At 32.2% G+C, this 26,256-nt stretch carries 23 protein-coding genes; 11 read left to right on the top strand and 12 right to left on the bottom strand.

All coding sequences use genetic code 11. The features are described from left to right. Position 1 precedes the first annotated feature (1 nt). On the bottom strand, positions 2 to 1,180 hold the full coding sequence (locus FUA22_RS17780) for a DUF418 domain-containing protein (protein WP_147769952.1): 1,179 nt from the start codon (positions 1,178 to 1,180) through the stop codon (positions 2 to 4). A 257-nt stretch (positions 1,181 to 1,437) separates the two neighbouring features. Here FUA22_RS17780 and FUA22_RS17785 point away from each other — a divergent pair, with 257 nt between their 5' ends. Further along, positions 1,438 to 1,803: a hypothetical protein gene (locus FUA22_RS17785; protein WP_147769953.1), complete on the top strand. Its 366-nt coding sequence runs from the start codon at positions 1,438 to 1,440 to the stop codon at positions 1,801 to 1,803. A 109-nt stretch (positions 1,804 to 1,912) separates the two neighbouring features. Then, positions 1,913 to 3,526, top strand: coding sequence for a SulP family inorganic anion transporter (locus tag FUA22_RS17790; protein ID WP_147769954.1), 1,614 nt, complete (start codon positions 1,913 to 1,915; stop codon positions 3,524 to 3,526). A 23-nt stretch (positions 3,527 to 3,549) separates the two neighbouring features. On the opposite strand, the gene FUA22_RS17795 is transcribed toward FUA22_RS17790, so the two are convergent. The 4 genes from FUA22_RS17795 to FUA22_RS17810 form a co-directional block, all read right to left on the bottom strand. Further along, on the bottom strand, positions 3,550 to 3,996 hold the full coding sequence (locus FUA22_RS17795; RefSeq protein WP_147769955.1) for a HEAT repeat domain-containing protein: 447 nt from the start codon (positions 3,994 to 3,996) through the stop codon (positions 3,550 to 3,552). Positions 3,997 to 4,057: 61 nt separating this feature from the next. Next, complete coding sequence (locus tag FUA22_RS17800) at positions 4,058 to 4,426, bottom strand: hypothetical protein (RefSeq protein WP_147769956.1); 369 nt, start codon at positions 4,424 to 4,426, stop codon at positions 4,058 to 4,060. A gap of 120 nt (positions 4,427 to 4,546) precedes the next feature. Beyond that, on the bottom strand, positions 4,547 to 5,002 hold the full coding sequence (gene coaD / locus FUA22_RS17805) for a pantetheine-phosphate adenylyltransferase (protein WP_147769957.1): 456 nt from the start codon (positions 5,000 to 5,002) through the stop codon (positions 4,547 to 4,549). Positions 5,003 to 5,020: 18 nt separating this feature from the next. Further along, positions 5,021 to 5,995, bottom strand: coding sequence for a D-alanine--D-alanine ligase (locus tag FUA22_RS17810; protein WP_147769958.1), 975 nt, complete (start codon positions 5,993 to 5,995; stop codon positions 5,021 to 5,023). 140 nt (positions 5,996 to 6,135) lie between these two features. Between FUA22_RS17810 and FUA22_RS17815 the strand changes: the two genes are divergently transcribed. Together FUA22_RS17815 and FUA22_RS17820 are read left to right on the top strand one after the other, a co-directional pair. Next, positions 6,136 to 6,696 (top strand): PASTA domain-containing protein, encoded by a 561-nt coding sequence (locus FUA22_RS17815; RefSeq protein WP_147769959.1) that lies wholly within the window; start codon positions 6,136 to 6,138, stop codon positions 6,694 to 6,696. Between the two features lie 14 nt (positions 6,697 to 6,710). After that, a complete protein-coding gene (locus FUA22_RS17820; RefSeq protein ID WP_147769960.1) occupies positions 6,711 to 7,745 on the top strand; it encodes an RluA family pseudouridine synthase in 1,035 nt (344 codons plus the stop codon). Between the two features lie 23 nt (positions 7,746 to 7,768). Here FUA22_RS17820 and FUA22_RS17825 read toward each other — a convergent pair whose 3' ends face one another. Next, positions 7,769 to 9,841 (bottom strand): polysaccharide lyase family 8 super-sandwich domain-containing protein, encoded by a 2,073-nt coding sequence (locus FUA22_RS17825; protein ID WP_147769961.1) that lies wholly within the window; start codon positions 9,839 to 9,841, stop codon positions 7,769 to 7,771. A 133-nt stretch (positions 9,842 to 9,974) separates the two neighbouring features. Here FUA22_RS17825 and yaaA point away from each other — a divergent pair, with 133 nt between their 5' ends. After that, positions 9,975 to 10,733, top strand: a complete 759-nt coding sequence (gene yaaA / locus FUA22_RS17830) for a peroxide stress protein YaaA (RefSeq protein WP_147769962.1) — start codon at positions 9,975 to 9,977, stop codon at positions 10,731 to 10,733. A 51-nt stretch (positions 10,734 to 10,784) separates the two neighbouring features. After that, positions 10,785 to 11,459 (top strand): hypothetical protein, encoded by a 675-nt coding sequence (locus tag FUA22_RS17835; protein ID WP_147769963.1) that lies wholly within the window; start codon positions 10,785 to 10,787, stop codon positions 11,457 to 11,459. 1 nt (position 11,460) lies between these two features. Here the strand turns inward: FUA22_RS17835 and FUA22_RS17840 are convergent, their stop codons facing one another. Beyond that, positions 11,461 to 11,604, bottom strand: coding sequence for a 30S ribosomal protein THX (locus FUA22_RS17840; RefSeq protein ID WP_147769964.1), 144 nt, complete (start codon positions 11,602 to 11,604; stop codon positions 11,461 to 11,463). Between the two features lie 155 nt (positions 11,605 to 11,759). Between FUA22_RS17840 and FUA22_RS17845 the strand changes: the two genes are divergently transcribed. The 3 genes from FUA22_RS17845 to FUA22_RS17855 all read left to right on the top strand — a co-directional run bounded on the left by FUA22_RS17845 (position 11,760) and on the right by FUA22_RS17855 (position 16,148). Next, the gene (locus tag FUA22_RS17845; RefSeq protein WP_147769965.1) at positions 11,760 to 14,285 is read left to right on the top strand and encodes a beta-mannosidase; all 2,526 of its coding nucleotides are present in this window, start codon (positions 11,760 to 11,762) and stop codon (positions 14,283 to 14,285) included. Between the two features lie 239 nt (positions 14,286 to 14,524). Then, the gene (locus FUA22_RS17850) at positions 14,525 to 15,484 is read left to right on the top strand and encodes a sugar phosphate isomerase/epimerase family protein (RefSeq protein ID WP_147769966.1); all 960 of its coding nucleotides are present in this window, start codon (positions 14,525 to 14,527) and stop codon (positions 15,482 to 15,484) included. A 10-nt stretch (positions 15,485 to 15,494) separates the two neighbouring features. Continuing rightward, positions 15,495 to 16,148 carry a uracil-DNA glycosylase family protein gene (locus FUA22_RS17855; RefSeq protein ID WP_147769967.1) on the top strand — a complete coding sequence of 218 codons (654 nt, stop codon included), beginning with the start codon at positions 15,495 to 15,497 and terminating at the stop codon, positions 16,146 to 16,148. On the opposite strand, the gene FUA22_RS17860 is transcribed toward FUA22_RS17855, so the two are convergent. Continuing rightward, positions 16,145 to 16,957 (bottom strand): NIPSNAP family protein, encoded by an 813-nt coding sequence (locus FUA22_RS17860; protein WP_147769968.1) that lies wholly within the window; start codon positions 16,955 to 16,957, stop codon positions 16,145 to 16,147. The genes FUA22_RS17855 and FUA22_RS17860 overlap by 4 nt on opposite strands. Before the next feature lie 80 nt (positions 16,958 to 17,037). Then, the gene (gene ppk2 / locus FUA22_RS17865) at positions 17,038 to 17,820 is read right to left on the bottom strand and encodes a polyphosphate kinase 2 (RefSeq protein WP_147769969.1); all 783 of its coding nucleotides are present in this window, start codon (positions 17,818 to 17,820) and stop codon (positions 17,038 to 17,040) included. A 201-nt stretch (positions 17,821 to 18,021) separates the two neighbouring features. On the opposite strand from ppk2, the gene FUA22_RS17870 reads away from it, so the two are divergent. Beyond that, positions 18,022 to 19,257 (top strand): T9SS type A sorting domain-containing protein, encoded by a 1,236-nt coding sequence (locus FUA22_RS17870; protein WP_147769970.1) that lies wholly within the window; start codon positions 18,022 to 18,024, stop codon positions 19,255 to 19,257. 44 nt (positions 19,258 to 19,301) lie between these two features. Here FUA22_RS17870 and FUA22_RS17875 read toward each other — a convergent pair whose 3' ends face one another. The 3 genes from FUA22_RS17875 to FUA22_RS17885 all read right to left on the bottom strand — a co-directional run bounded on the left by FUA22_RS17875 (position 19,302) and on the right by FUA22_RS17885 (position 23,700). Further along, positions 19,302 to 20,351 (bottom strand): nucleoid-associated protein, encoded by a 1,050-nt coding sequence (locus FUA22_RS17875; protein WP_147769971.1) that lies wholly within the window; start codon positions 20,349 to 20,351, stop codon positions 19,302 to 19,304. 285 nt (positions 20,352 to 20,636) lie between these two features. Next, positions 20,637 to 23,069: a ribonuclease HII gene (locus FUA22_RS17880; RefSeq protein WP_147769972.1), complete on the bottom strand. Its 2,433-nt coding sequence runs from the start codon at positions 23,067 to 23,069 to the stop codon at positions 20,637 to 20,639. A gap of 31 nt (positions 23,070 to 23,100) precedes the next feature. Continuing rightward, positions 23,101 to 23,700, bottom strand: a complete 600-nt coding sequence (locus FUA22_RS17885) for a ribonuclease HII (RefSeq protein ID WP_147769973.1) — start codon at positions 23,698 to 23,700, stop codon at positions 23,101 to 23,103. 427 nt (positions 23,701 to 24,127) lie between these two features. Here FUA22_RS17885 and FUA22_RS17890 point away from each other — a divergent pair, with 427 nt between their 5' ends. Further along, positions 24,128 to 26,164, top strand: a complete 2,037-nt coding sequence (locus FUA22_RS17890) for a putative porin (RefSeq protein ID WP_147769974.1) — start codon at positions 24,128 to 24,130, stop codon at positions 26,162 to 26,164. The last annotated feature ends 92 nt before the right edge of the window (positions 26,165 to 26,256 follow it).

A 26,256-nucleotide genomic window follows, 5' to 3' on the forward strand; every position in this document is an offset into this window, starting at 1 on the left:
CTTATTTGTCTTGTCTAATCCAAGTCAATTTATGCCATAGTTTTTCTAAAGGACCTTGGCCATATTTCTTAATCCAGAACTTGCAGAATTGTATTTGAATAATTAATAATAGAATTCCAATGCCCAAACTAGCTGTGTGCCTAACTGAAGGCCCTAAACCTAATCCGTAACCGTAAAAAACAAATCCACCTAAAACAGATTGAAACACATACGCGGTTAAACTCATTCTTCCGCAGTATCTTAATCCCGTTGATATTTTTCTAAAGACTTCAGATTGATATAGTAGTATAAAGCCAGATACCAAAATGAGCGTAAAAGCTAAATTACCATACATGTCAATAACTTTAAAAATGGTGTCTCTGTGTATTTTTAAATCGGTTATATTTTCAAAGTTAAGTTCTAAAACGAATAGGGGAACAAAGGCAACAGAAGCTATAATTAAAGTTTGTTTCCAAAACCTTTTGCTTTTGTTAGAATCGATAAAAAGTTTTTTCTTTCCTATCCAATACCCTAAAATAAAGAGACCTGCTGTTTGAACCAATCTGCCAACTTCCAACGCCCACATTAAGCCAGCCTTATGACCGAAGAGCGTATTGTTTTTTATAAGAGTAAAGAATGAAGTCCCTTGTTGTCCTTCAGCAAGAAGTCTCCAAAGACCACCGGATTGCCAAGTGGGAAAGGTATACGTTTTGTCGCATAAATAATATAGGTAGTGTCCCCATTCAATGGGTTGTGCTAACAAAACTATTGATGCTATAAGCAATCCTTTTTCGTTCCATTTTCTAACTACTATTAGAATAAGGCCTACCATAGAATACATAAGTAGTACTTCTCCGGGAAAAAATAACCCATTAAAAAAAGCAAAACAAGCCAGTAGAATCATGCGCCAAAAAAACCGAAGTCCAAAGTCTTTACCAAGATTTAATTGTTTGGTAGACATCAAACAAAAAGTGAAGCCGAATAAAATAGCAAAAATAGCATAACCCTTACCTCCGAAAAGGAAAAAAAAAGTTTCCCAGATACTATCATCTAAACGGTTCAACCAATCTGGTTGTGTACTTTTATCTGGAAAGACATAAAAATTAAAATGTTCTATACTGTGTAGAAGCAAAATACCCATGATAGCAAAACCTCTTAGCGCATCAACAACTTCTATTCTTTTTTTTCTTATTACATCCATGTTATTTATTTGTCCAAGTAAATGTAGATATTTCTTTCAATTCATTTCTTAAATTAACTTAATATTAAAGACTCATTTACATATTCTGAGGCCATAAAATTAATTTTTTGATAAATTAGGAAGTGAATTATTTTGAAGGCTTTAAGGGATTAGGAAAAAATGAGTACTTTTATATATGTAGATATAATACCTACATTGCTATTATTATTTTTTGAAGTTAGTTGTGATTTTTTCTCTCTTAAAAGAATAAGTTTTAAATGAAAAGTTATAAACTAACATTTGGTACTATCAATATCATTAGTGGTAATTTAGCCGAAGTTATTGCCGATGAAGGCATTGAAATGAATGAAACTTTGGTTAATGAATTTCATGATTTTTTATTGCAGAATCTTGTAGCTCCATTTTCACTTCTTATAAATAGAAAAAACTCTTATAGTTATACATTTCAAGCTCAGAGACTCATTGGTAAACTAAAAGAAATTAAAGCCATAGCTGTTGTAATTGGCACTAGTGGCGCTTTGATGTCAACCGAAACTCTTATAAATCTGAACAAGGATAGTGATTGGAATATTTATGTTTTCCAGCAAAGAGAAAAGGCCTTAGAGTGGATTGATAAGCAATAACTAGTTGTCTGGAATTCAAACGTTTTAGTATTCTTACCTATTGAATTCTAGGAAATTACTTGCGACTTCCTTTATTAACATTAAATTTGCACCCTCTAAAGAATAAGTCATGACAGAATTTATCAGAAAGCGCGCTAAAAACGCTAAAAACGATATTTTAAGCGGAATTACAGTAGCATTAGCTTTGGTTCCTGAAGCGGTTGCTTTTGCATTTGTAGCAGGTGTAGATCCATTGGTTGGATTGTATGCAGCTTTTATGATTGGCTTAATTACCTCAATCTTTGGGGGGCGTCCAGGAATGATTAGTGGAGCAACAGGTGCATTGGCTGTGGTTATGGTGAGTTTAGTTGCAGAAGGTAATGCCATGGGTACACCAGATGAAAACTTGGGCCTTTACTATTTATTAGCTACCGTAATTTTGATGGGTGGTATACAAGTTCTTGCGGGTGTATTGAAGTTGGGCAAATTTGTTAGACTAATTCCTCACCCTGTAATGATGGGGTTTGTAAACGGTTTAGCTATTGTCATTTTTATGGCGCAATTAAAAATGTTTAGAGATGTAAATGGCGATTATTTTACAGGTTCTGAACTCTGGACAATGATTGGTCTTGTAGCCTTAACCATGGGTATTATGTTTGGGTTACCAAAGATTACAAAAAAACTGCCTGAAGCTTTAGTTGGTATTTTGGTGGTTTCTGCCATAGCAATTTTTGGGGATTTTGATGTGGCAACGGTTGGTAGTTTTATTAGAGATGGAGGAGGAGAAGGTTTAAAAGGAGGTCTACCTCAATTTCAAACAGAGCTTTTTAGTAAAGTTCCGTTTAGTTTAGAAACACTTTGGTTTATAGGTCCATATGCATTAATACTTGCCGCTATAGGATTAATAGAATCTTTAATGACACTAAACCTTGTTGATGAGCTAACTGAAACAAGAGGGAATACCAATAGAGAATGTATGGCACAAGGAGGAGCAAACATTGTTACCGGATTATTTGGTGGTATGGGTGGTTGTGCCATGATTGGTCAATCTATTATTAACATTAAAGGTGGAGGTCGTGGCAGATTGTCTGGCATTGTAGCCGCCGTTTTATTGCTTGTGTTCATATTATTTGCATCAAGTTATATTGAGCAAATTCCTATTGCAGCTTTAGTTGGTGTAATGTTTATGGTAGTTGTAGGAACATTTGCCTGGAGTAGTTTCCGCATACTAAATAAAATTCCGCGTACAGATGTTATTGTTTTGGTAGCCGTATCATCGCTAACTGTAATTTTTGATTTAGCCATTGCTGTAATAGCGGGTGTCATTATAAGTGCCCTAGTATTTTCATGGGAAAATGCGGTTCGTATTAGAGCACGTAAACGTATGAGAGAAGACGGCACTAAAGTTTATGAGATTTGGGGACCTTTATTTTTCGGGTCTATTATAGCCTTCAATGAAAAATTTGATGCTAAAAATGATCCCCAAAATGTTGAAGTAGATTTTATAGAATCTAGGGTGAGTGATCATTCAGCAATCGAGGCTATTTTTAATTTGGTAAGTAAATATGAAGCCGAAGGTAAATCAATTAAACTTAAACACTTAAGTGAAGATTGTAAGGTGTTATTGTTTAAATCAAGTCCTAAGTTTAGAGAGGTAATAGTGGAAGATATTGATGACCCTCGTTATCATTTAGCTGAAAATCCTGAAGCTTTCACCAAAGGACTTTCAGAATATAAACTATAATTTTACAATTAACAGCCACAAGACTAGCGTATAGGCTTTTTAAGTTGCTCTTTAACACGGTCAAATGATTTTTTACTAGCACGTTCCCAACGGTAAATATTGTATTTTTTACCTTTGCTGGCTTCACGGATTGCTTCTTTTTCTCTAAGTTGTTTGAGCCAATTAAAGCGTCTTTTAATAACGGTTGATCCTAATTCATCATTGCATCCAATTTTTTCTAAAGCATTGAGGGCTGCGATAGATACATTTTGAACTTTGTCATCTATAGTCTTTAGTAAAATAGGAATAGATGATTTATGACCCAATATACCCAAGGCCTCTGCGGCTAATTTTCTGGTTCTATAATTTCCATATTCCAAAGCATACTCAATTCTATAAACATACTGATATTGTATCCATCTATCAATATCATTTTCAGATGGCTGTACAATATTAAGTTTAAAAAGAAAGTATTTAATATGATGTAACATGAGCTATTATTCTTACTTTATTAGTATAGAATATATTAAAAATGTTACAGGCTCTATGATGTTAGTTTTTAGATACGTTTTTGCTCTGACCACTTAAGAATTTCCATCCATCCTTACGTTTTACTAAAGTGCCAGATTCAACTACCTTGAATGAGCTTTTAATATTCGAGGTATCAAGCTGAACACCTTCTACAACACCTGTATAAACTGCTATGTTTTTTGTTAGTGGATGTATGTGTAGCGGGTTCCAATCAAATTCAAGATACTTTACAAGTGGATGATGAGATAAAAGAAGGCTAGAAACTGTTTTATAATCTGAGGAGCTTGAATTGCCAGATAGCAGCCAAAAAAAGTCTCTAGATTCATCTAGATATTTAATAATGTCCTTAATACCATTTTCAATTAAATCATCATGATATTCCGCAAACATTTCCTTTATTTCTATCCGAACTTTTTTCTTTCTTCATTGCTTAGAGAAGGTAATTCTTGTCCATAGCTATTTCCTAAAACAAAAAAAAGAAGTAGGAAGTATATATGGAATGATTTCATGCTATTTCACTCTTACACTTTTTGGTACCAGTTTAGTATAATCACCATTATTTCTAATAACATCACGTACAATGGAAGATGCTATATAAGAAGTGTCTGCAGAGGTTAATAAGAATACCGTTTCAATAGGAGCTAGGTCTCTATTGGTATGAGCTATAGCCTTTTCAAACTCAAAATCTGCTGGGTTACGCAATCCTCTTAGAATAAATTCAACACCAATTTCTTTACAGAAGTCAACCGTTAACCCTTTATAGGTTACCACTTTTATTCTAGGCTCATCTTTAAATGCTTCTTCAATAAACTGTTTTCTTTCATCAAGAGAGAACATATACTTTTTGTCGGCATTAACACCAATGGCAACAATAACTTCATCAAACACAGTAACCCCACGTTTAATAATATCATAATGACCTAAAGTTAGAGGGTCAAAGGATCCCGGGAAAATAGCTCGTTTCATATTATAAAAATAAGACTTTTATTTCAAAGCCTCCTGAATAGCATTATCAAATAGATCTGCTAACGAAATACCAGCTTCAGCAGCTTGTTGCGGTAAAATACTTTCTTTTGTTAATCCCGGAACGGTATTAACTTCTAACAAATGCGGGTCACCATCTTTGAAAATGTATTCACTTCTTGAAAAACCAGTCATTTTTAAATTTTCATAAACTTTTTTAGCAACAATGTTCACTTTCTCTTCTTGTTCCTCACTAATTCGAGCGGGTGTTATTTCTTGAGATTTTCCTAAGTATTTAGCTTCGTAATCAAAGAAGTCATTTTCACTTACTATTTCAGTAATGGGCAATACTTTAGTTTCTCCTTTATAAGTTATTACCCCAACAGAAACTTCGGTCCCATCTAAAAATTGTTCAATAATTATTTCATCATCTTCTTTAAAAGCAATATTTATAGCATTTTGTAAATCTTCCTTTTTATGAACTTTGGTTACTCCAAAACTACTTCCGGCTTTATTAGCCTTTACAAAACATGGTAATCCTACTTTTTCAATAATAGAGTTCTCATTAATAGCATCTCCTAAATTCAAATAATAAGATTCGGCCGTTTTAATTCCGTAAGGTTTTAAAATGCTTAAACAATCTCTCTTGTTAAAAGTTACGGCTGCCTGATACATGGGGCAACTGCTATGTGGAATACCCAGTAATTCAAAATAAGCTTGCATAAAACCATCTTCACCTGGAGAGCCATGAATAGCATTAAAAACACAATCAAAAGTGATGGATTCATTGTTGATATTAACGCTAAAATTGTTTTTGTCTATTGGAAATTCAGCATCATTTTCATCAACATAAACCCATTTATCTTTAAAAATATGAACACGATATGCGTTATATTTTGAGAAATCTAAGGTTTCAAAAACTACATTACCGCTTTTTAGTGAAATTTGATATTCGCTGGAATAGCCTCCCATGATAATGGCTATATTCTTCTTCATTAAAACTGAATTATTATTTTTTATAAATCTAAAAGTCTACAATAAAACGTATTTATTATAAGTTAAGCTAAAATATCATATAAATTGCAAAAGTAAAAGCAGTTCTGTTTTTATATATTTGCCAAATAGAAAATTTACCTATGAGCATTATCAAATTCCTGATTAGTAAAGCATTTTTTAAACAAATTTTTTTAGCTATTGTTGCTATTTTTGTATTGTGTTTTATTGTGTTAAAATGGTTGAGCGGTTACACGAATCATGGCGATTTTGAAACCGTACCAGACTTAAAAGGAAAATCTATTAGTGTAGCTGAAATAGAATTAGATGAGAATAATTTGGTGATGCAAATTCAAGATTCGGCTAATTTCAATCCTAATTATCCAAAGTTTGCGGTGATAGAGCAGGAGCCATTAGCTGGGACTCAAGTAAAGGAGAATAGAAAAATATACTTAACACTTAATCCCTCTGGTTACAGAAAAGTAGAAGTTCCAGATTTAAGAGAGCGTACTTTTAGACAAGCAAAACCAAATTTAGAAGCACTAGAATTTAAGGTTGGTAAAATAACTTATGAAGATAATATTGGTAAAGATTTGGTATTAAAAATGTACCATAAAGGTAAACTGCTGCAATCTGGTGATAAGCTTCCAAAAACTTCTGTGATAGATTTAGTGCTTGGTAACGGTAATCGCCCAAGAAAATAATTTTCTTTTTTTTAATGGACGACTACACACCACAATTACCAGAGGAAGATAATCTGTATGAACATCATGCACTAACTGTTGGTAAGGGGCAAGCGCCTTTACGGATAGATAAATATTTGTTGAATTTTATTGAAAATGTAAATAGAAGTAAGATTCAATCTGCGGCTAAAGATGGGGGACTTTTTGTAAATGACACACCTGTAAAAGCTAGTTATAAAGTAAGACCAGATGATAAAATTAGGGTGATGTTTACGCATCCTACTTATGAAGCCTTATTGGTTGGTGAAGATATTCCTATTGACGTAGTTTATGAGGATGAAGAGCTTCTTGTTGTAAATAAATCGTCAGGTATGGTGGTTCATCCAGGTCATGGGAATTATTCGGGCACTTTAATAAATGCCTTAATTCATAGGTTTGATAATTTACCAAACAACTCTAGTGATCGACCAGGTTTAGTACATAGAATAGATAAAGATACCAGCGGACTTTTAGTGGTTGCAAAAACTGAGGATGCCATGAATCATTTATCGGCTCAATTTGCAGCAAAAACAAGCGAAAGAGAATATGTTGCATTAGTTTGGGGCAATGTTGAAGAAGATGAAGGAACCGTTGAAGGAAATATTGGTAGACACCCAAAAAACAGATTACAGAATACTGTTTTTCTAGATGATGAAGCTGAAAAAGGGAAGCCTGCAGTAACGCATTACAAAGTGTTAGAACGTTTAGGTTATGTTACTTTAATATCTTGTAAATTAGAAACCGGTCGCACACATCAGATACGTGTGCATATGAAACACATAGGGCATACTTTGTTTAATGATGAGCGTTATGGAGGTGAAAAGATTTTAAAAGGAACTACGTTTACTAAATACAAACAGTTTGTAGACAACTGTTTTAAAATATTGCCTCGTCAAGCTTTACATGCCAAAACACTTGGGTTTGAGCATCCAAAAACAGGTGAGTTTATGCGATTTACTTCTGAAATCCCTGAAGATATAGAACAGTGTATTGAAAAGTGGCGCGGGTATTCTAAACATCAAGATATGTAATTGGGTTGAATATAATGAGTCCATTAACTTGAAATTAATTTTATTGAAGTCTTCATTCCTTTTTCTTCAATTTTATTTGGAGGTTTAATGGAGAATAATGTTGTGTTTTCTTTTATTTCTGAATTGTTTTGACCTTTAACTACGTATTTCCCAGTTATTTCAAATTCTAATGTTTTTTGTTCTTGAGTTGGGTCTACAACCTCTACTATCCAACCGTTTATTGTTTGAGTTAAGCTTAGTAGGCACGAGTTTTTAATTTTTAATTTTTGCGAGTTGTCAATACCTATTTCACAGGGTTTAAAAGCGCTTATTACAATGGTTTTAATATGGTTAAACTTTATGGCATGAACTTCTTTTTTGAGGGCTAAAATTTCACCCAATTCGTTTATATTAACTTTCTTTATATTTTCTTTTGGGATGCCTACGACACTTACGTAAGCATATTTTTCATTTTTAGGATTTATACCATGGCTAACTTCTAAATCAAAAATGTTTTTAGATATTAAACTATCACTGTGCCATGTTAATATTTTTTTCCAGGTGCCAGTTTGTGCCTCTTGCTTAACATTTAGTTTTTGATGCCTTAAACTTATATAGGCAATACTGTCATGCCAAACAGATGTGATTTCGCCTTCGTTTTTTAAAACATGAATATCACCTTTCTTATAACACTGATTAATTGTTGTTACTACTTCAAAATTTCTATTAGTTTTAATCCCTGAACCTAATGCGTAAACTTTATTATTTATAAAGAAGTAAGATTTGTTAGCTTTTAAGTTATCTCTTCTATATTTAAACGCTGTTATTCCAACCGTTTTACCGTTTAATCCACCAGAAAAATGGGAGTTGTTTCTATATCCATCCCAAGTTAGTACTGGTAGTTTAGCCGTATCTTGTACTGTGGTAGTACCAGGTAATTTTTTCCAATTCCATACAGGATAAATTTCATGATATTCATCACCATTTCTATAAATAAGATTGGTGCCATCTCCTAAATAATATCCCATCTGGTTTTCCCCATTACCAGCTTCTGCACCAATAATACGTTTGGAAGACATACGTACTGGGGAGAAAAATGTATCGGTTCGATATAAACTATAGTCAGAATTTCGGAAATGAACATATTCATTCGGAGCAGATGTTGGATTAATTTGGGTGTCAAATTGATTAAAAATATGTTCAAGATTTTTATATAACTCATATTTGGCAATAGGACCTCGGTATTTTTCACCGTTTACTTTCTCAGGAAATATTTGTCTGCCAGTTGCTAGAATCTCATACTTGCCCTTGTAAACTACCTTTTGCTGGCCTTCAAACATTAAATTACGCATGAGGTCTACTTTTTCTTTAGAAAATGCAATTTCTGTTTTATTAAAAATAAACATCCATTTTATGATGTCTTCTACTAGATGTAAACCATAGTTTCCAAACTGGGGTTGCGGACCATGTTGATGAAAAGAAAAATCTGGCTGGATGCCCTCTTCATAGGGTTTTGATGGAACCATAACAGATTTAATGGTGTTTGCAGCGGTTTTTAATAGTTTGGTGTTACCCCTTAGCAATTCACGCATAAATACGTTTCCACTTAACCATATTTTATTTTGTCCGGTCATGTGTATTCTGGATTTATCCATCACCTTTAAGGATTTTGTCATAGTAGAATCAGGGATGATGGACTCGCAAATAATAAGTGTTGGTCCTAAACTTTGTGGTATTCCTATTTCCTGATTCCACCAATTATCGCTATAAAAATTATTGAAACTCCAGTAGTTTAATCCACCAATAATTATTTCAGCCATTTCATCAGATTGGTAGTATTTGCTATTCTCATTTTTATAAGTTTTTGCTAACGTAATTAACCGTTTTAAGTGTGTACGTGGTTTCCAATTACTTCTTCTGTGCATATTGTAATCTATATCAGCAAAAGAAAAATCGCTAGTTATGAGTTGTAATAACTGTTGAACTTCAACATCATTTACCTCTTCTAGTAAATAGAAATCTGTAAAATTTATTTTGAGTTTGTCAAAGTCAAGGGCATAAGTGACATGATAAAAGAATATTAATGTAAGAACTAGCGCGTATTTATAGATTTTCATTTAGAATTCTTTATTTGATTATATTACGATATAATTTTGTTGATAAAAGTATTATTAAATTTTTTTAGCTCTAAAAATATCTTTTATAAATCAATGACTAATTGTAACTTTGAGATATTAATATAATGATTAAATGAAACTAGTTTTATCGCCAGCCAAGTCGCTTAATTTTGAAAGTGAATTGCCCACAACTTTGAATACTGAGGCCTGTTTTTTAAAACAATCCGAACGTTTAAATAAACTACTAAAAAAGAAATCTGCCAGAAGTTTATCTAAACTCATGAATATTTCTGATGCTTTGGGGCAATTAAATTATGAACGTAATCAAGAGTGGAGTATACCGTTTACTGCTGATAACTCTAGACCGGCTGTATATGCTTTTAGCGGTGATGTTTATAGAGGACTAGATGCTTATTCTATTCCGCAAGATAAATTAGATAAACTTCAAGATACGGTGCGCATCATTTCTGGGCTTTACGGTATCTTAAAACCAACCGATTTGATTCAACCTTACCGATTGGAAATGGGAACTAAATTCCCGGTTGGCAAAAATAAAAACCTTTATGAATTTTGGAAAAAAACCATTACCACGGCTTTAAATGTTGAGTTGGAAGACGATGAGTTATTTCTTAATCTTGCCAGTAATGAGTATTTTAAAGCTATTGATGTCAAGGCTTTAAAAGTACCTGTTATAACAGCCAATTTTAAAGATTTTAAAAATGGTGAATATAAAATGATTTCATTTTTTGCTAAAGCAGCACGAGGTATGATGGCAAGATATATTGTTGATACCAATGCCACAACAATTGATGATCTTAAAGGTTTCAATTATGAAGGTTATGGTTACAGTGAAGAAATGTCGTCTAATAAAGAATTGGTTTTTATAAGATAGTCTATGTGGTACTACGCTATTCTATTACTACAAGGTTATTGTATTTACCATATGATTAAATACAGAAACCCTTATTACTGGATATTTTTGATTTTATTTTTACCGGTTATTGGTTCCATAATATATTTAGTTACTCAAGTTTATAACAAACGTGATGCTGAAAAAATCACTAGTGAGATTACACATATAATTAACCCCACTAAAAAAATAAAAGACTTAGAAAAACAACTTGAGTTTTCAGAATCCTATCAAAACCTTGTTAATTTGGCTGATGCTTATTTGGAGATTGGTGATAATCAAAATGCAATTAAACATTATAAAGAAGCTTTAGATGGAAATTTTCAAAACGATTTCTATGTTATTAAGAATATGATTGAAGCGTTTAATAATTCCGAAGATTACAAAAGTATTTTAGAATATGCGGAAAGTATAAAAACACATTCCGAATTTAAAAAGTCCAGAGCTCAATTTATTTACGGTTTGGCTCTTGAAAAAGAGGGTAAACTTGATGAAGCTGAAGAGAATTTAAAATGTATAGATGTGCGTTTTTCGTTTTATAATGAGCGTTTGGTGTACGCAAAGTTTTTATTGAGTAGAAACAAAAGAGAGAAGGCTAAAGATATTTTAGAGTCTATATCTTCAGAATCACAACATATGACAAAGCCCAATAAACGGCTTTATAGGCTCACAATAGCAGAGGTAGAGAAAATTTTACAAACAATCTAGTTTATTCAACTTTTGCCTTTCCCTTTTTAGTTTTAGCCTTCGCTTTTTTAGCCAATGCTTTAATTTTCTTCTTTCTTGGACGTCTTACACCATAAGTTCCGTTAGTAATCTTACCTCTTTTGGATTTTTTATCACCTTTTCCCATAATTATTTGATATCCATTAAGATAACACTTTTTTTTCAGTTTTAGTCAAGTTATTGTCTAGGTTTTGTATATAAAAATATGATTCATATATGATTAATATCATGTAAATTTGTACTCAAGAACTTTAATTTTAATACGTTAAAAAAATAGAACAAATGAAAGTGTTAATTAAACTAAGATTAAGCCTGATATTGTCATTTATGGCGTTCATGACATTTGGTCAACCCAACACTGTAATTTCCCATGAAGAAAACAGTCAGTTGGTTCGGGATTTAAGTGGTGTAAAATGGACTATGAAAATGATGCTTCCGGGTGAAGGGGTTAAAAAAGGCTTGCCAAAATTACCACCAGAAGATATTGAAACTCATGTTTGGAACCATGCTACAGTACCTGGAGATGTTTACACAGATTTATGGAAAGCAGGAGTAATTGAAGATCCTTATTTTGGTAGAAATAGTGTTAAGGCTCAATGGGTTCAGCAATATGAATGGTGGTACTCATATCAATTTAATGTTACAGAGCCTGTAGATAATAAAGTGGTTAAAATTGTATTTGAAGGTGTAGACTATGCTTGTGATGTTTGGCTTAATGGACATTATTTAGGAAGACATGAAGGAGCTTTTTCAGGTTTTTCATTTGATGTAACCGACTATTTACGAATTGCTAAAAAACGATTGCCTAGTACTAATATGCTTATGATTAAGTTAGACCCTCCACCAAGTGTAAATGCTTTGGTAGCTGGTAAAAAAACACCATGGTTTGGTGATTATTGGAGAGATTTGGCGCCTTTCGGAATTCATAGAAAAGTTAAGATGGTATCTTCTGGAAAAGTGCGTTTTGAAGATGTGTATGCCAATACCTCAATCAAGGAAGATGGTACAGCTAATGTAAAATTGGAATTAACTGTAGAAAATACGGAAGCGAAAACAAAAACCATGAATTTTATTGCTACTATTGAGGGCAAAAACTTTAATTCTGATGTAAAGACCGTTAAATTTTCTGCAGTTGTAAAACCAGGTAATAATAAAATTAATCATGATATTCTAATAGAAGATCCTCAGTTATGGTGGACATGGGATATGGGGAAACCTAATTTGTATAAGGCTAGAATTTCACTAAAGGACGGTGAGATTAACCAAGATTTTAATGAAACCACATTTGGTATAAGAGAGGTGACTTCTAAATGGAATCCAGGGTTTGTAAAAGATGTAGATGTAAGTTTTCCAAGGTCTACCTACATAAATGGAAAATTTCACTTTATACGTTCAGCTTGTTGGGGTGGTCCACCAGACATATTTGTTGGTAGAACCAATATTGGTGAATACAAGAAACTGATTAAAATGGCAAAAGAAGCCAATATGAATAATATTAGAATATTTGGTTGGCATCCACCAGAAATACCAGAATTCTATCAATACTGTGATGAAATGGGTATTACTGTTTGGCAAGATATCATTCCGCTAGGAACGGGTAATATTCCAAATGATGAAAAAGTACTTGCCGAAATTTTTAATGAAGGAGTAAGAGTAGTTAAAGAACGCAGGAACCATCCGTCGTTAATTATGATGGAAGGTGGGGAAGAAATGATGCTCAGAACACGTGACCCCCACTTTGGACGTGCATTTTTAGAGCGCTTAGGCGATTCATTACAAGCCTATGCTAATTTACCTTATGTTCCAGATTCCCCATTAACTTGTGAAGTGTCTCAGGAAGCTGGCTTTAAACCAAAAGAAGCAAAACATGCTCTTAGATATTTTTATGGAATGGGAACATTTTTACACGAAGATTGGTTGCAAACACTTGAATACCCAATTATACCTGAATTTGCTATCACTTCAGTACCTTCAGTAAAGAGTTTAAAGAAATTTATTCCAGAAGATGAATTGTGGACACCTGGGTTAAGCTGGGGGCATCACTGGGCAGACTTAGTTCGTTTACGCATGCAAAACTGGGATGTTTTTGGCGATGAAATGACGGGCTCTTTAGAGGAATTTGTGAATGCTTCACAAGATACCCAGGGAATCATATTCCAAAATGGTATTGAGTATTTTAGAAGACAAAAACCAAACTTAAGTGGTATAGCCCTGTGTCATTTTATTACTTATTGGCCAGATATGAAATGGGGTATTATAGATAACTACCAAGAACCAAAGCGTTCTTATGATTTTGTAAAAAAGGCCTACCAACCTTTATTGGTTAATCTTGGGTTTAAAAAACGAAGATGGTCTCAAGAAGAACCTTTTATTGGTGAATTATGGGTTATTAATGATCTGTTTAAAGATTATGAAGGTTGTAAAGCAAGTATTGTATTTAAGGATGATAATGGTAAAAAACTAAAATCACAAACCTTTAAAATTGGTACTGTAAAAGGGGATAGTGCTTTGAAATTTGAAGATATCTCTGTTGATGTCTTAGGTAAGGTAGAAAAGCGCTTTTTTGTAGAGTTAGAGTTAACAGATACTTCAGGTAAAGTGGTTTCTAAAAACGACTATTTCTTTTTAATTGGCAACCAAAAAGAAGCCACTAAAAAGTTTCAAGCATGGAGAGATGAGCGCCATAAATTAGAGGCCAAATATGGTTATCCAAACTACTATCGTTTCTATGATGACTTTACGGGAGGTGAAGGCAAGAGTTATCAAAGCGGAACTCAAATACCAAGAGCCAGAGGATTTGGGGAATAATTTTATAAATTTACATGTATATAAAAAAGCAGTGTAATTCTACACTGCTTTTTTTGTAATTTGCTTGAAATACAATTTTGATTTTTACCTTTTTAAGTGTTTTTCAATAATCCTTAATTTGTGTGCAATTAACTAGGAGACATATACAAATACGTAGAATGTGCCAATAGGAGAAATTAACGATGGTATGACTAATCAGGAAATAAGGGATTTATTCGAATTTTTAAAGCAAAAATAATATGGATAAAAATTTAACACGACGGTCGTTTATTGAAAAATCTACTTTGGCAAGTTTAGGAACTATGTTTGCATTAAATGGTTTTTCTCAATCCTGTGTTGGAGTAAAGCCTGAATTTACAAGATTAGATATAAATATATTTTCAAAACATCTTCAGTTTTTAAATTATGCAGATATGGCTCATGCTGCTCTTGAAATGGGGTTTGATGGAGTAGACCTTTCAGTAAGACCAAAAGGGCATGTATTACCAGGGCGTGTAAAAGATGATTTACCTTTAGCCATTTCTGCTATTAAAAATGTTGGATTTGAACCCAAGATGATGACCTCAGGTATATTATCTACGGATGAACCCTTTGCAAGAGATGTTTTGGAAACCGCAGCTCAATTAGGAGTGAAGTTTTATAGATTGGGTTATTATCGGTATCCGAAAGATAAATCCATTCCCGAAGCTATTTCAAACATAGCAAACCAGGTAAAAGAGTTATCCATTTTGAATAAAGAGTTCGGTATAAAAGGGGCTTATCAGAACCATGCAGGAAAGCATGTTGGGGCAGCTATTTGGGAAATTCATAAGATGCTCAAAGGTGTTGAAAACAACTATATGGGGTGTCAGTATGATATTAGGCATGCCACGGTAGAAGGTGGTCAGTCTTGGGAAACAGGATTAAGACTTATAAAACCTAAAATCAATACAATTGTACTTAAAGACTTTTTGTGGGTTAATAAAAACGGTAAATGGACCGTTCAAAATGTGCCAATAGGGAAAGGGATGGTAGACTTTAAAAGTTATTTTAAATTATTGAAAGCGTACAGGATTAATGTTCCTGTATCATTGCATTGTGAATATGATTTAGGAGGTGCAGAGCATGGAAAAAAAGACATTGCTATAACCCAAAAAGAGGTGTTTGCCGCTATCAAGAAAGACCTTGTTGCAATTCGTGAATTATGGAAAAGTTCATAATCAGGTTCTAATGTTTCTGCATAAACACCCATATCCACCATTTATTAAAAGTGATACCAAAAAACTGATTGTTGGCACTTTACCACCACCAAGATTTTCAATAGGGAAGTTATTGGAAAAGGATGTAGATTTTTGCTACGGCAGTTATTACAATTCCCTGTGGTTTTACATTGATAAAATTCACAATTTAGGGCTCAGGTATATCAATTCACAAGAAGCAATTGATGAACGTAAAAAATTTTTAATAAAGCATCAAATTGGAGTTTGTGATATTGTTGAAAGTGCTGAACGTGAAAAGTTAGACGCTTCAGATTTAGGAATGACTAATATTAAGTTACGCGATGTCATTGATTATATAAAAAAGTATCCCAATATTAACACTATTTTGTTTACTGGTGGGAATAGTAAAAATGGGCCTGAGTATTTCTTTAGAAAACACATTAAAGATTATGGGTTGAAATTAGAATTGGTTAATAATAAAATACCAAGAGTTCATCAATTTTATATGGGAGAAAGAACTATCGAAACAGTTTCCTTAACCTCGGCATCTGGAAGTGCTAACAGAGCTATTGGTAGTATGAAGCTATATCAAGAATTAAAAGCAAAAGACTCAAAATTCACTACTTTTGATTTCAGGGTGAATCAGTATCGGGAGTTTTTTTAATAATCTGAATATTCTGTTGGGTAAAGAAGCCTTATATCGGCATGAGATACCGTTTGTTGATATTTAGGTATTACTTTTAGTTTACTCCATTCAGGTGAGTCTACAAATTCCTTCCAAAGAGAATCACGAACTTTCATATTTGGAAAGGTAGTCATATACATTAAATTGGGCATTTTAGGTCCTGATATCACATCGGCATAAAAAATAGCATTAAAATTTAATCGTTTAAAAAGCTTAATTTCTCCTCCTTCATTAAACATGTGAACTTTTCTTTTGTAATAAGCTTCTGAAGGAGATTCATAACTACGTAATTCATAAACGCGTTCAGATCGTTCACCTTTAACATCAGTTGTTTTCATTTTAGGCATGTCTGTAAATGCGCTTAAAAGAATAGATTCTATTCTTTTGTACGGACGCTCATTATGTAAAGCGTTAATATAATTAGCTCCAGATTTAAGGTGTAAAGAGTCTTTTTCTAGTGTTGTCTCAAGATTAGCAAATTCATCTAAATTTGAAAATGGTATAAGAACATAGGTTTTTCTTATAGAATCTTTATCAGTTAGTCGGTTTTTAAAAACTCCAACATGATTTATGTTAAACCTTTTAAGAGCGGGTAAATATGCTTCCTTTAAATAAGCGTCAGTTTTGTTTTGTTGTTTTTCTCCAAAGAATGAGTAGATTTTTAGTTGGTAAAACTCTTGTTTTGAGTTTTTAAGTTTCGGTGTGTTTTCACTCTCCGAATTAGCATTTCTGCATTGAGCTAAAGTTAACGATAGAAATGCAAAAAGTATAAACTTAAATGGTTTCATTTTGAAGAAGGTTGGTTTATAACGTTCAAGTTACAAAATGAAAGCCGATATTATGGAATGAATTGTATTTGATTATTCTCTTAGTACTTCTCCGGAATAAAAGTTTGGTAGTCTAATGGCGGTCTAACATATGCATCTTTATCAGATAGTTCTGGTAAATGGACGGGTTCTAAGTCCATTTTTTCATAAGGAATTTTACTTAAAACATGACTGATGCAATTTAAACGAGCCCTTTTTTTGTTATCTGAGTTGACTACAAACCAAGGTGCTTGTTTAGTGTCTGTATGAGCAAACATATCATCTTTAGCTTTAGAATATTCCAGCCACCTTGAACGCGATTCTAAGTCCATAGGACTAAATTTCCAGCGTTTTAAAGGATTCTCAATTCTGTTTTTAAAGCGTTTTTCTTGTTCTTCATCACTTACAGAAAACCAATATTTTAATAGAATAATGCCAGACCTAACTAACATTCTTTCAAATTCAGGACATGATCGTAAAAACTCTTCGTATTCATCTTGATTGCAAAAGCCCATAACTTTTTCAACGCCTGCTCTATTGTACCAACTTCTATCAAACAAAACTATTTGACCAGCATGAGGTAAATGCTCAACATAACGCTGAAAATACCATTGTGTTTTTTCCTTTTCTGTAGGAACACCCAAAGCAACCACTTTACAAATACGAGGGTTTAATGGCTCTGTAAAACGTTTGATAGTACCTCCTTTTCCTGAGGCATCTCGTCCTTCAAAAATGATTACTACTTTTAATCCTTGATTTTTAACCCATTCTTGCAAATGAACTAGTTCTGTGTGAAGTTTTTTGAGTGTTGCTTCGTAATCTTTGGTCGATATGGATTTTGACATTTTAAAATTGGGTTTAGTAGTACCCAAATTTAAAAATTATATCAAACTAATAGGTAGTTTTTGAGTATCTTTTACGGTGTTGTCAAATGGAATAATAGTTTTAAGTAAGTTGATACTAGATTTAAACTTGACAAGACATTTTTTAATAGGGTTCTAATGGGCTCTGTTTGTATTTTTGTTTTTGAATTCAAACTTTAAGTTATGATAATAACTATTTCAGTTGTTTTTTTTCTTTCTTTTTTTTCTTCTTTTTCTCAAGATTGGTCGGGTATTCCTGTACCAGCGGACCCTGGGAGTGCTAAGGAATGGCAATTGCAGACAGATGTTTCAGATGATTTTAATTATTCGGCTCCAGCAGCAAGCAAGGGAAGTATGTTTTTAGCAAAATGGGATGATTGGTATCATAATTCCTGGGCAGGACCTGGATTAACAACTTGGGCAAGAGATCATTCTTTGGTTGAAGGAGGTGAATTAAAACTTATAGCATCACGATATTTAACAAATAGAGTAAATGCTGGAGCAGTACATTCAAATAATACAGTTGTGTATCCTGTTTATGTTGAAATTAGGGCGAGAATTATGAATTCTGTTTTGGCAAATGGAGGTTGGATGTTAAGTCCTGATGATACTCAGGAAATTGATTTTATGGAGGGTTACGGGGCAACATGGTCTGAGAGCACAGGTACAAGCCAATCTTGGTATGCCCAAGGGATGCATATGAGTCATCATGTATTTATAAGAACACCATTTCAAGACTGGCAACCTAGTGAATTCAATAGCATTGGAAGCAATCCTGTTGATAATGATCAACCTACATGGGTTAGACGAGATGATGGTTCAGGAGATATTAATTGGAAAGATGACTATCACAGATACGGTGTGTATTGGAAAGATGCTACCCATTTATATTACTACATTGATGGAGTATTGGTGACATGGCGAGAAGGTATGGAAGAAATAGACCCATTATACTTTACAAATAGTATTAATCCTGGAGACTCAAACAATGATACTAGAACGGGATTAAACAAGCCCATGGATATACTATTTACTGTTGAAGATCAAGATTGGAGATCTAATATGACACCACCATTAACACCAACAGATACAGAGTTGGCCAACACAGATAATCATACAATGAAAGTGGATTGGATTAGGGTCTATAAACCAGTAGCTACAGCTTCAGTTGATGAGTGGTTTACGAATAATTTAAAAGTATATCCTAATCCGGTTAATAGTCATATAAAGCTGCAAGCAGATGTTCTCATGGATAGAATTAAAATTTATAGTATTGATGGCGTTCAAGTTTTTAGTAAAGAAAACATTAATAAATTATCAGATAGTATATCAATTAATAACTTGAGTACTGGTTTGTATACTCTAAAAGTAGAAAGTATAGATGGAAAATGGGCTTACAAGAAAATTATAAAGAATTAATAATAAAGTTTAACTAAAAAAAGAGCGGTAATACCGCTCTTTTTTTAGTTTTCAGCATTAAAAAACACTTTGTAATAATGCATCTTTTTCTCCTCGTCGTAACCGCGTTCTAGATATTCGGTGGATGCATCTGGAGCATCAATATCTAGTTTTATTTGAATATTCGTATCAAGCTTAATATCAGTTTTTATTTTCTTCTTTTCTTTATTTACAACACGTTCTGCTACATCAAATTGGTTTCTTATTACAAGATTCATTTCGCCTTCAAAACTTTTTTTGTAGTCGTCAAACTCATTTTTGTATTTATCTTCTTCGAATAATTCATCTTTAAAACGTTCAACGTTAACCACTTCATTTTCTTTAAAAAAATCAATGGTCTTAGCTAAAAAGGTGTTTTGTTCTTGAATGCCATAACTGGTCTTTAATATGTCTGTTGAAAAATCTTTACACAGTTCTAGGTATTGTTGGGTATGACTATTAGAATCATCGGCATATTTAATGTTCAAAAATTGATTAATCCAATATTGAGCATCATAATTGTTGTTATCTACACTAAAAATAATGTTTCCTTCTTCATCGGTTTGGTTTAATATTAAACAACCTTTATCTACTTTTTTAGAGTTGATGCCTTTTTGTACCAAGACATCATAGCTATTGTTTTCTAAATAGGTCTGGAAGAAATTAACCTTACTCTCTATTTTAAAAACTCCTAGAGCATTGGTTGTAATATCGTTAAACTCAATACCTTCAAAAAGAACAATTAAAACATCTCCAGTTTTAATGTTGGCCGATGTTGACTGTTCATATAAATGCATAACAATATGTTTTGAAACCTCTATAAAAGCCTCATCCTCATTAAATATTTGAGTGGTGTAATTGTTTATTTCGTTTAAGCTAATATTTGCATGATGATTAAACCTATGGCTCTGAACAGTAGAGGCAAAAGGGCGTAATAAAAAAGGTAACATTAAATCATAGCTTGCCTCATCAAAATCTACAACTTTTTCGGAAAAAGCATTTTTTGTGTCATTAAACTTATTGCCAACTTTATGGATTATAAATTTTGAAATAGAAGCATTTTTACGTGATATCATAGTCTGATTTTTTGCATTGCAATAGTACTAATTTTGAAAGAGAAACCAATAAAAAAAGCGCCAAAGCAATAAAGCTTTGACGCCTGAGATTTGAGGACTTGGGTTTGTGTATATTGAATATTAAGGTTTTATAAATAGCTAATAAAAAGATGAATTCACCAAAAATTGAAATCATTTGGCTTATGAAAATGTAAATGTCTGGTTAATAGCTGGGTTAAAGATAAAGATTAGTTTGCTATTTGCAAATGTTTTCACACAATTTACTGTGTTTATCCTTAATACCGTTTAGTTTATCTGGTACAGGATAATCGAATTACTTTCTCCTTTAGTAATAAACTCAAGGTTTCTGTCTCTATCAATATTATCTAATGTTATGGAAGAATTACCGTAAACAGGAAAGTTTGCAATTGATTTAGATAAACTATCAAAAAGGTACACTTTATGTGATTGTTTATCGGTAATTGAAACATAAATCTTGTCATTTATATAAAAGATTTTTGGTTCAGAATAATCTCCAAAATCAAGCTCAGATTTTTTACTTTTTATGGTGAGTTTGTTTTCGTTTAATGCCACAAGTGTTTTACTGGTGGTACTTAAAGAATGATTTTCTGAGAGTCCTAAATTTTTTAGAGAAATGTTCCCGTTAGTGTTAACAGAGATTAAATCTCCTGCCTTGGTAGTAGTTGTAAACTGATTATTGTAAAGAAATATGGGTTGGTTGGAGTAAGATGAATTTGTTTTTGGTTGTACTCTAGTGCGTCCCACTCTATCTAAAACGTAAAGCCTGTCTTTAGTTTTAAAAGAGATATAGTCTTTACTCCCAATTCTAAAATGCTTGGGTTGTGAAATAATAACGCCATTAGCAGACTTGAAAGTAAAACCATTCACAATTTTTGCTCTAACATCATACATTAAAACATTTCTTCTCTGAGTTACAAGCAACCTATAATTCTTCTTTTTATCATAATCAAAAACAGATAATGGTTGCGTAATTTGGTCGTTGAACTTACCAGGGAAGGGTGCTACATCTTTTCCATTTCGGTCAATAACATAAACTCTATATGGAGTAGCAAAACAGAGTTGTAATTTGCCATTTTTATAAATGTCAATTTGATTTATATCTCCTAAAACGGCACCTCGTAGTTGTTTTTTCCAAAGAACTTTTCCTCTGTTTGAAATTAAATATAGGTTGTTGTTTATATCTTGAACTACTATTTCTTTTTGCTTGGTAATATGATTGGTAACAAATTGCGGTTCATTTAAAATATCGGCTTCAAGCTTAATGTTCCATTCTTCGGAAACCGAATTTAACAATGCAGTAGATTTACTCTTTTTTATAATACCATTTACATGAGCAAAATTATTATCATAAATGAACTGAAGTGCTGAAGTATTATAACGTCCTAGTTTATAGTCTGAGCTTTCTTCAAAATTCTGATTAATAATATTATTTAAAGAAGAAGGACTATAAACACACAAAAGTGAAGATTCATCACTTAAATGATTCTTTATATTTTTAAAATAACTTCGTTCACTAAAAGTTGTTTTGTTTTGATAATTAGCTATAATGTTTTGAAGTAATTCTCTGGATTCTGCAAAAACAAAAAAATTGTCAATTACACAATATAGGTTGGCATTGTTAAATGAGATAAACGGTTTAAAAGTTTTAGAAAAAATGAAGGGATCATTAAATTCAAGAATGTCAATTTCTCTATAAGTGCTAATAATATTTTCGTTTCCAATAAGAGCATCTTTCGTTGCAATATAGTCAATAGAATTAATAACGATAGCAGTTTCTTTATCTTCATAAATAACACCTACTTCAATAATATCATTAAACAGTTTAGAACTCACATATGTAGAATCCCTTTTATTAAAAGCAACAAGATTAGATTCAAAGGTTTTAAAGTTGTTAAAAGTAAAACTCATAAAACCATCACTATTTGAAGGGGTGACATTCTGAGTTTGATTTTCTTGAGGAATTGTGTTTTTAAATATGTTTATAACACTTTCTAAGGAATCGGTTGCTTTTGTAATTCCGTTTAATATAATTTCATTCTGATTCGCATCAACATCTAAAGCTATATAGTTGGTGAAACCATTCAGTGCAATTTGTTTTACTGGAAGAAATTGATTGATAAACAAAGAGTCTGTTTTAACAATAATTGAACACGTTTTATTATTGTTTATGGTACTATACATTTTTTTTAGTTCATCACTCGCAGTAGGTTTATTAAATAGTGATTCTAAAATGTCTTTTGAATTTGAAGATAAAAACGTACTATCAATATTGGTACTATAAGTTGATTGATTATTAAAACTAGATTTTACAATAGTTTTATTCTTGTATTTTAATGTTTCCTTTGAATAATTCTTTATAGAATCTGTTTTAAATAAAAGAGAATCATATTTTGTAATAGCTGTATATTGTAAGTTGCCTTTGGTATCTTTTGAAAAACAAACTAAAACATCATTGTTGGATTTTAAAAGAGATAATGTATTTAAAGATTGCTCTAAATTTTTATAAGAATTACTCTCTGATATTTTCTGCAAAAAATCATTGTTAGAAATGGTGTTTTTGAGGCTCTCAAAACTTGACGTTTTAATTATGATCGCTGCGTTTTCAGGGGCAAAATCAATTAGAGCAGTAGGTTTAGAGTTTTTATTAGAACAATTTAATAATAAAATAAAAAGTAAGCCTAGAAAGAGGGGTCTCATGAACAGATTAATTTTTTGTAAAGATAAAAACTTATAAATCTAATTTTAATTGTTCTGGTAATAATCTAAAAGACTTTCTGTGGTATTTCGTAATGCCATATTTTTTTATTGCTTCTCTATGTTCTTTTGTTGGGTAGCCTTTGTTTTTTCTCCAGTTATACATAGGGAATTCTTCATGAATTTTATTCATATATAAATCCCTATATGTTTTGGCTAAAACAGATGCAGCCGCAATGCTTAAATATTTACCATCTCCTTTTATAATGGTTTCAAACGGAATATCTTTATATGGTTTAAACTTATTGCCATCAACTATAATATATTCGGGTTTGGTAGACAATTCATCTATTGATTTATGCATTGCTAAAATGGAAGCATTTAAAATGTTGATACTGTCTATTTCTTCCTGAAATACATGAGCAACTCCAAAGCATACGGCATCTTCTTCTATAACAGGTTTTAGAAATTCTCTTTTCTTTTCGCTTAGTTGTTTAGAATCGTTTAAAACGGTGTTTTTAAAATCTTTTGGAAGTATGACCGCAGCTGCGGTTACAGGGCCTGCAAGACAGCCGCGTCCTGCTTCGTCAGTACCACATTCTAAAACAAGATTGGAATGGTTAATTAATAGCATTTATCTAATTGATTTGTCAAAGCTATAATATTAAAAGATAATTATTATGCGCACATAAGATATTTATACGAGTTTTTAACAATTCTACAACTTAGATTAAATAATACGCAAAAAAATGATTAAAAAAACAATAATAGTGAAATATTAAATCCAATTATTGTGAATATGGTAAATCACAAAACTGAAAAAACGCAGGTTTGGGTATGTTTTTTATTCGTTTTTTTGGTTTTTATACATAATATTTAGATGTTTGCACCTGACTAACTCAAAGTAAATATTCTTGTTTAATATTTAAAAGAAAGCCAGCAATTGTAGCTGGCTTTCTTTATTTAAAATAATTAGAGGCTCTTTCCGTTCAAATAATTACTTTTGCTTCTTGAAAAAATGACTGTAAAATACACCTTCATAAATTTCGTTATTACTCAATATGTTTAATAGTTTAAAAACATTTCAGAATAAAAATAGTCTTAAGACCAATGGATTGGTTTTGACCTGTTTATTTATAAGTTTTTTTTCTACAGTTTATGCACAACAAAAACCCATTAAAACTATTGAGGGGCCTTCAGATTTTGTTCAAGATTCTATTAGAGAAACTCGAGGGTTGAGGCCTATTGAAGGAAATAACGAAAAATCAGAAGATAAAATAGCTAAGATTGAAGATTATTTAATTATTAGTGTAGAAAGAGATACTACATATTTAGATACCACTTTAACTATTCAAAAAGAATACAAGTTCAATTATCTTAGAAAAGATAATTTTGGGTTAATGCCGTTTTCAAACTTAGGACAAACCTATAATAGTTTAACCTACAATTTTCAAAATACTAGTTTAATGCCAAGTTTTGGTGCAAGAGCTAGACATTTTAATTATTGGGAAATTGAAGACATAAATTATTATAGAGTACCAACACCATTAACAGAACTGTTTTTTAAAACGGCTTTCGAGCAGGGGCAATTGGTAGATTCATTTATAACCATTAATACCTCACCTCAATTTAATTTTTCTATTGCATACAAAGGACTTAGGTCATTAGGTAAATATCAACACTTATTAACCAGCACCGGTAATTTTAGGTTTACCTCTAATTATCAAGCTAAAAACGGGAGGTATAATGCTAGAGGGCATATAGTCACCCAAGATTTAATGAATCAGGAAAATGCTGGGATAAGAGATAGTGAAGTCTCAAAGTTTGAAAATGGAGATGAAGAATTTCTTGATCGCTCCATTTTTGAAGTAGGTTTTGAAAACGCCGAAAGTTTGCTTTTAGGTAAACGGTTTCACTTAGAACATGAATATAAACTTATTCAAAAAGATTCGCTTTCTAAAAACGAAATAAAACTGGGTCATATAATGTCTTTTGAAGACAAGTATTTTCAGTATGATCAATCTTCACGTTCAGCATCTTATTTTGGTGAAGCCTTTGTGAGTTCAGATATTAAAGACAGAGCAACTCTTGAAAATTTTTATAATGAGGTTTATATAAATTACAATAACAATATTATAGGAGACCTCCAATTTAATTTAAGAAATAACAATTATAATTACGGGTATAATCAATTGGTAAGTTTAGAAGATAATACCATAATAACAAATAGATTAAAAGGAGATATCTATTCAGCTGGCGGTAAATACAGAAAACAGTATAAAGGATTTGAGCTACAAGGTGAATTCGGATTAAATATATCTGGTGATTTTGATGGTAATTTTCTTATGGCAAGGGCAACATTTAATTTAAATGAAGACATAGCGGCATCAGCATCTTTAAATCATAGTTCAAAGGCGCCAAATTATAATACCTTATTATATCAAAGTGATTATAAAAATTACAATTGGCAAAACGGGTTTAATAATACTGAAAGCCAGCAATTAGCTTTTAATCTTAAGTACAAACAACTAGCTAATATAACTGTAGATCTGAATACCTTAACAGATTATGTCTACTTTAAGCAAGATGAAAATGTAAGTGTAGATGACGTTAAGCAATCAATTAAGCCATATCAAAACGGTAGCACCATAACTTATATAAGAGCAAAATTCGAGAACGAAATAAAAGTAGGTAAGTTTGCTTTAAACAATACGGTGCTATATCAAAATGTTCAAGACGAAAATAACACGCTCAACGTGCCAGAATTAACCACACGGAATACCTTATACTTTTCAAGCCAATTATTTGATAATGCAATGTTTTTACAGACGGGAGTTACCTTTAACTATTTCACTAAGTATTATATGAATGCCTACAATCCCGTTCTGGCAGAATTTTATGTTCAGAATGAAACCGAGTATGGTAATTTCCCAAGGTTAGACTTTTTTATTAATGCAAAAATTCGTCAAACGCGCCTCTTTTTAAAAGCAGAACATTTTAATTCGGCATTTACGGGTTACAATTATTATTCGGCACCCAACAATCCTTATAGAGACTTCACAGTTCGTTTTGGTGTAGTTTGGAATTTCTTTATGTAAAATAATTTGGGCGTTCCCCTCATACTTTGGTGTGGGGCTTTTTGCTATATTTTTTTCTCGCACCTCAAAAAAGGATGCCTCTACAATCGCTA

Source organism: Seonamhaeicola maritimus (genome assembly GCF_008056315.1).
Lineage (GTDB): Bacteria > Bacteroidota > Bacteroidia > Flavobacteriales > Flavobacteriaceae > Seonamhaeicola > Seonamhaeicola maritimus.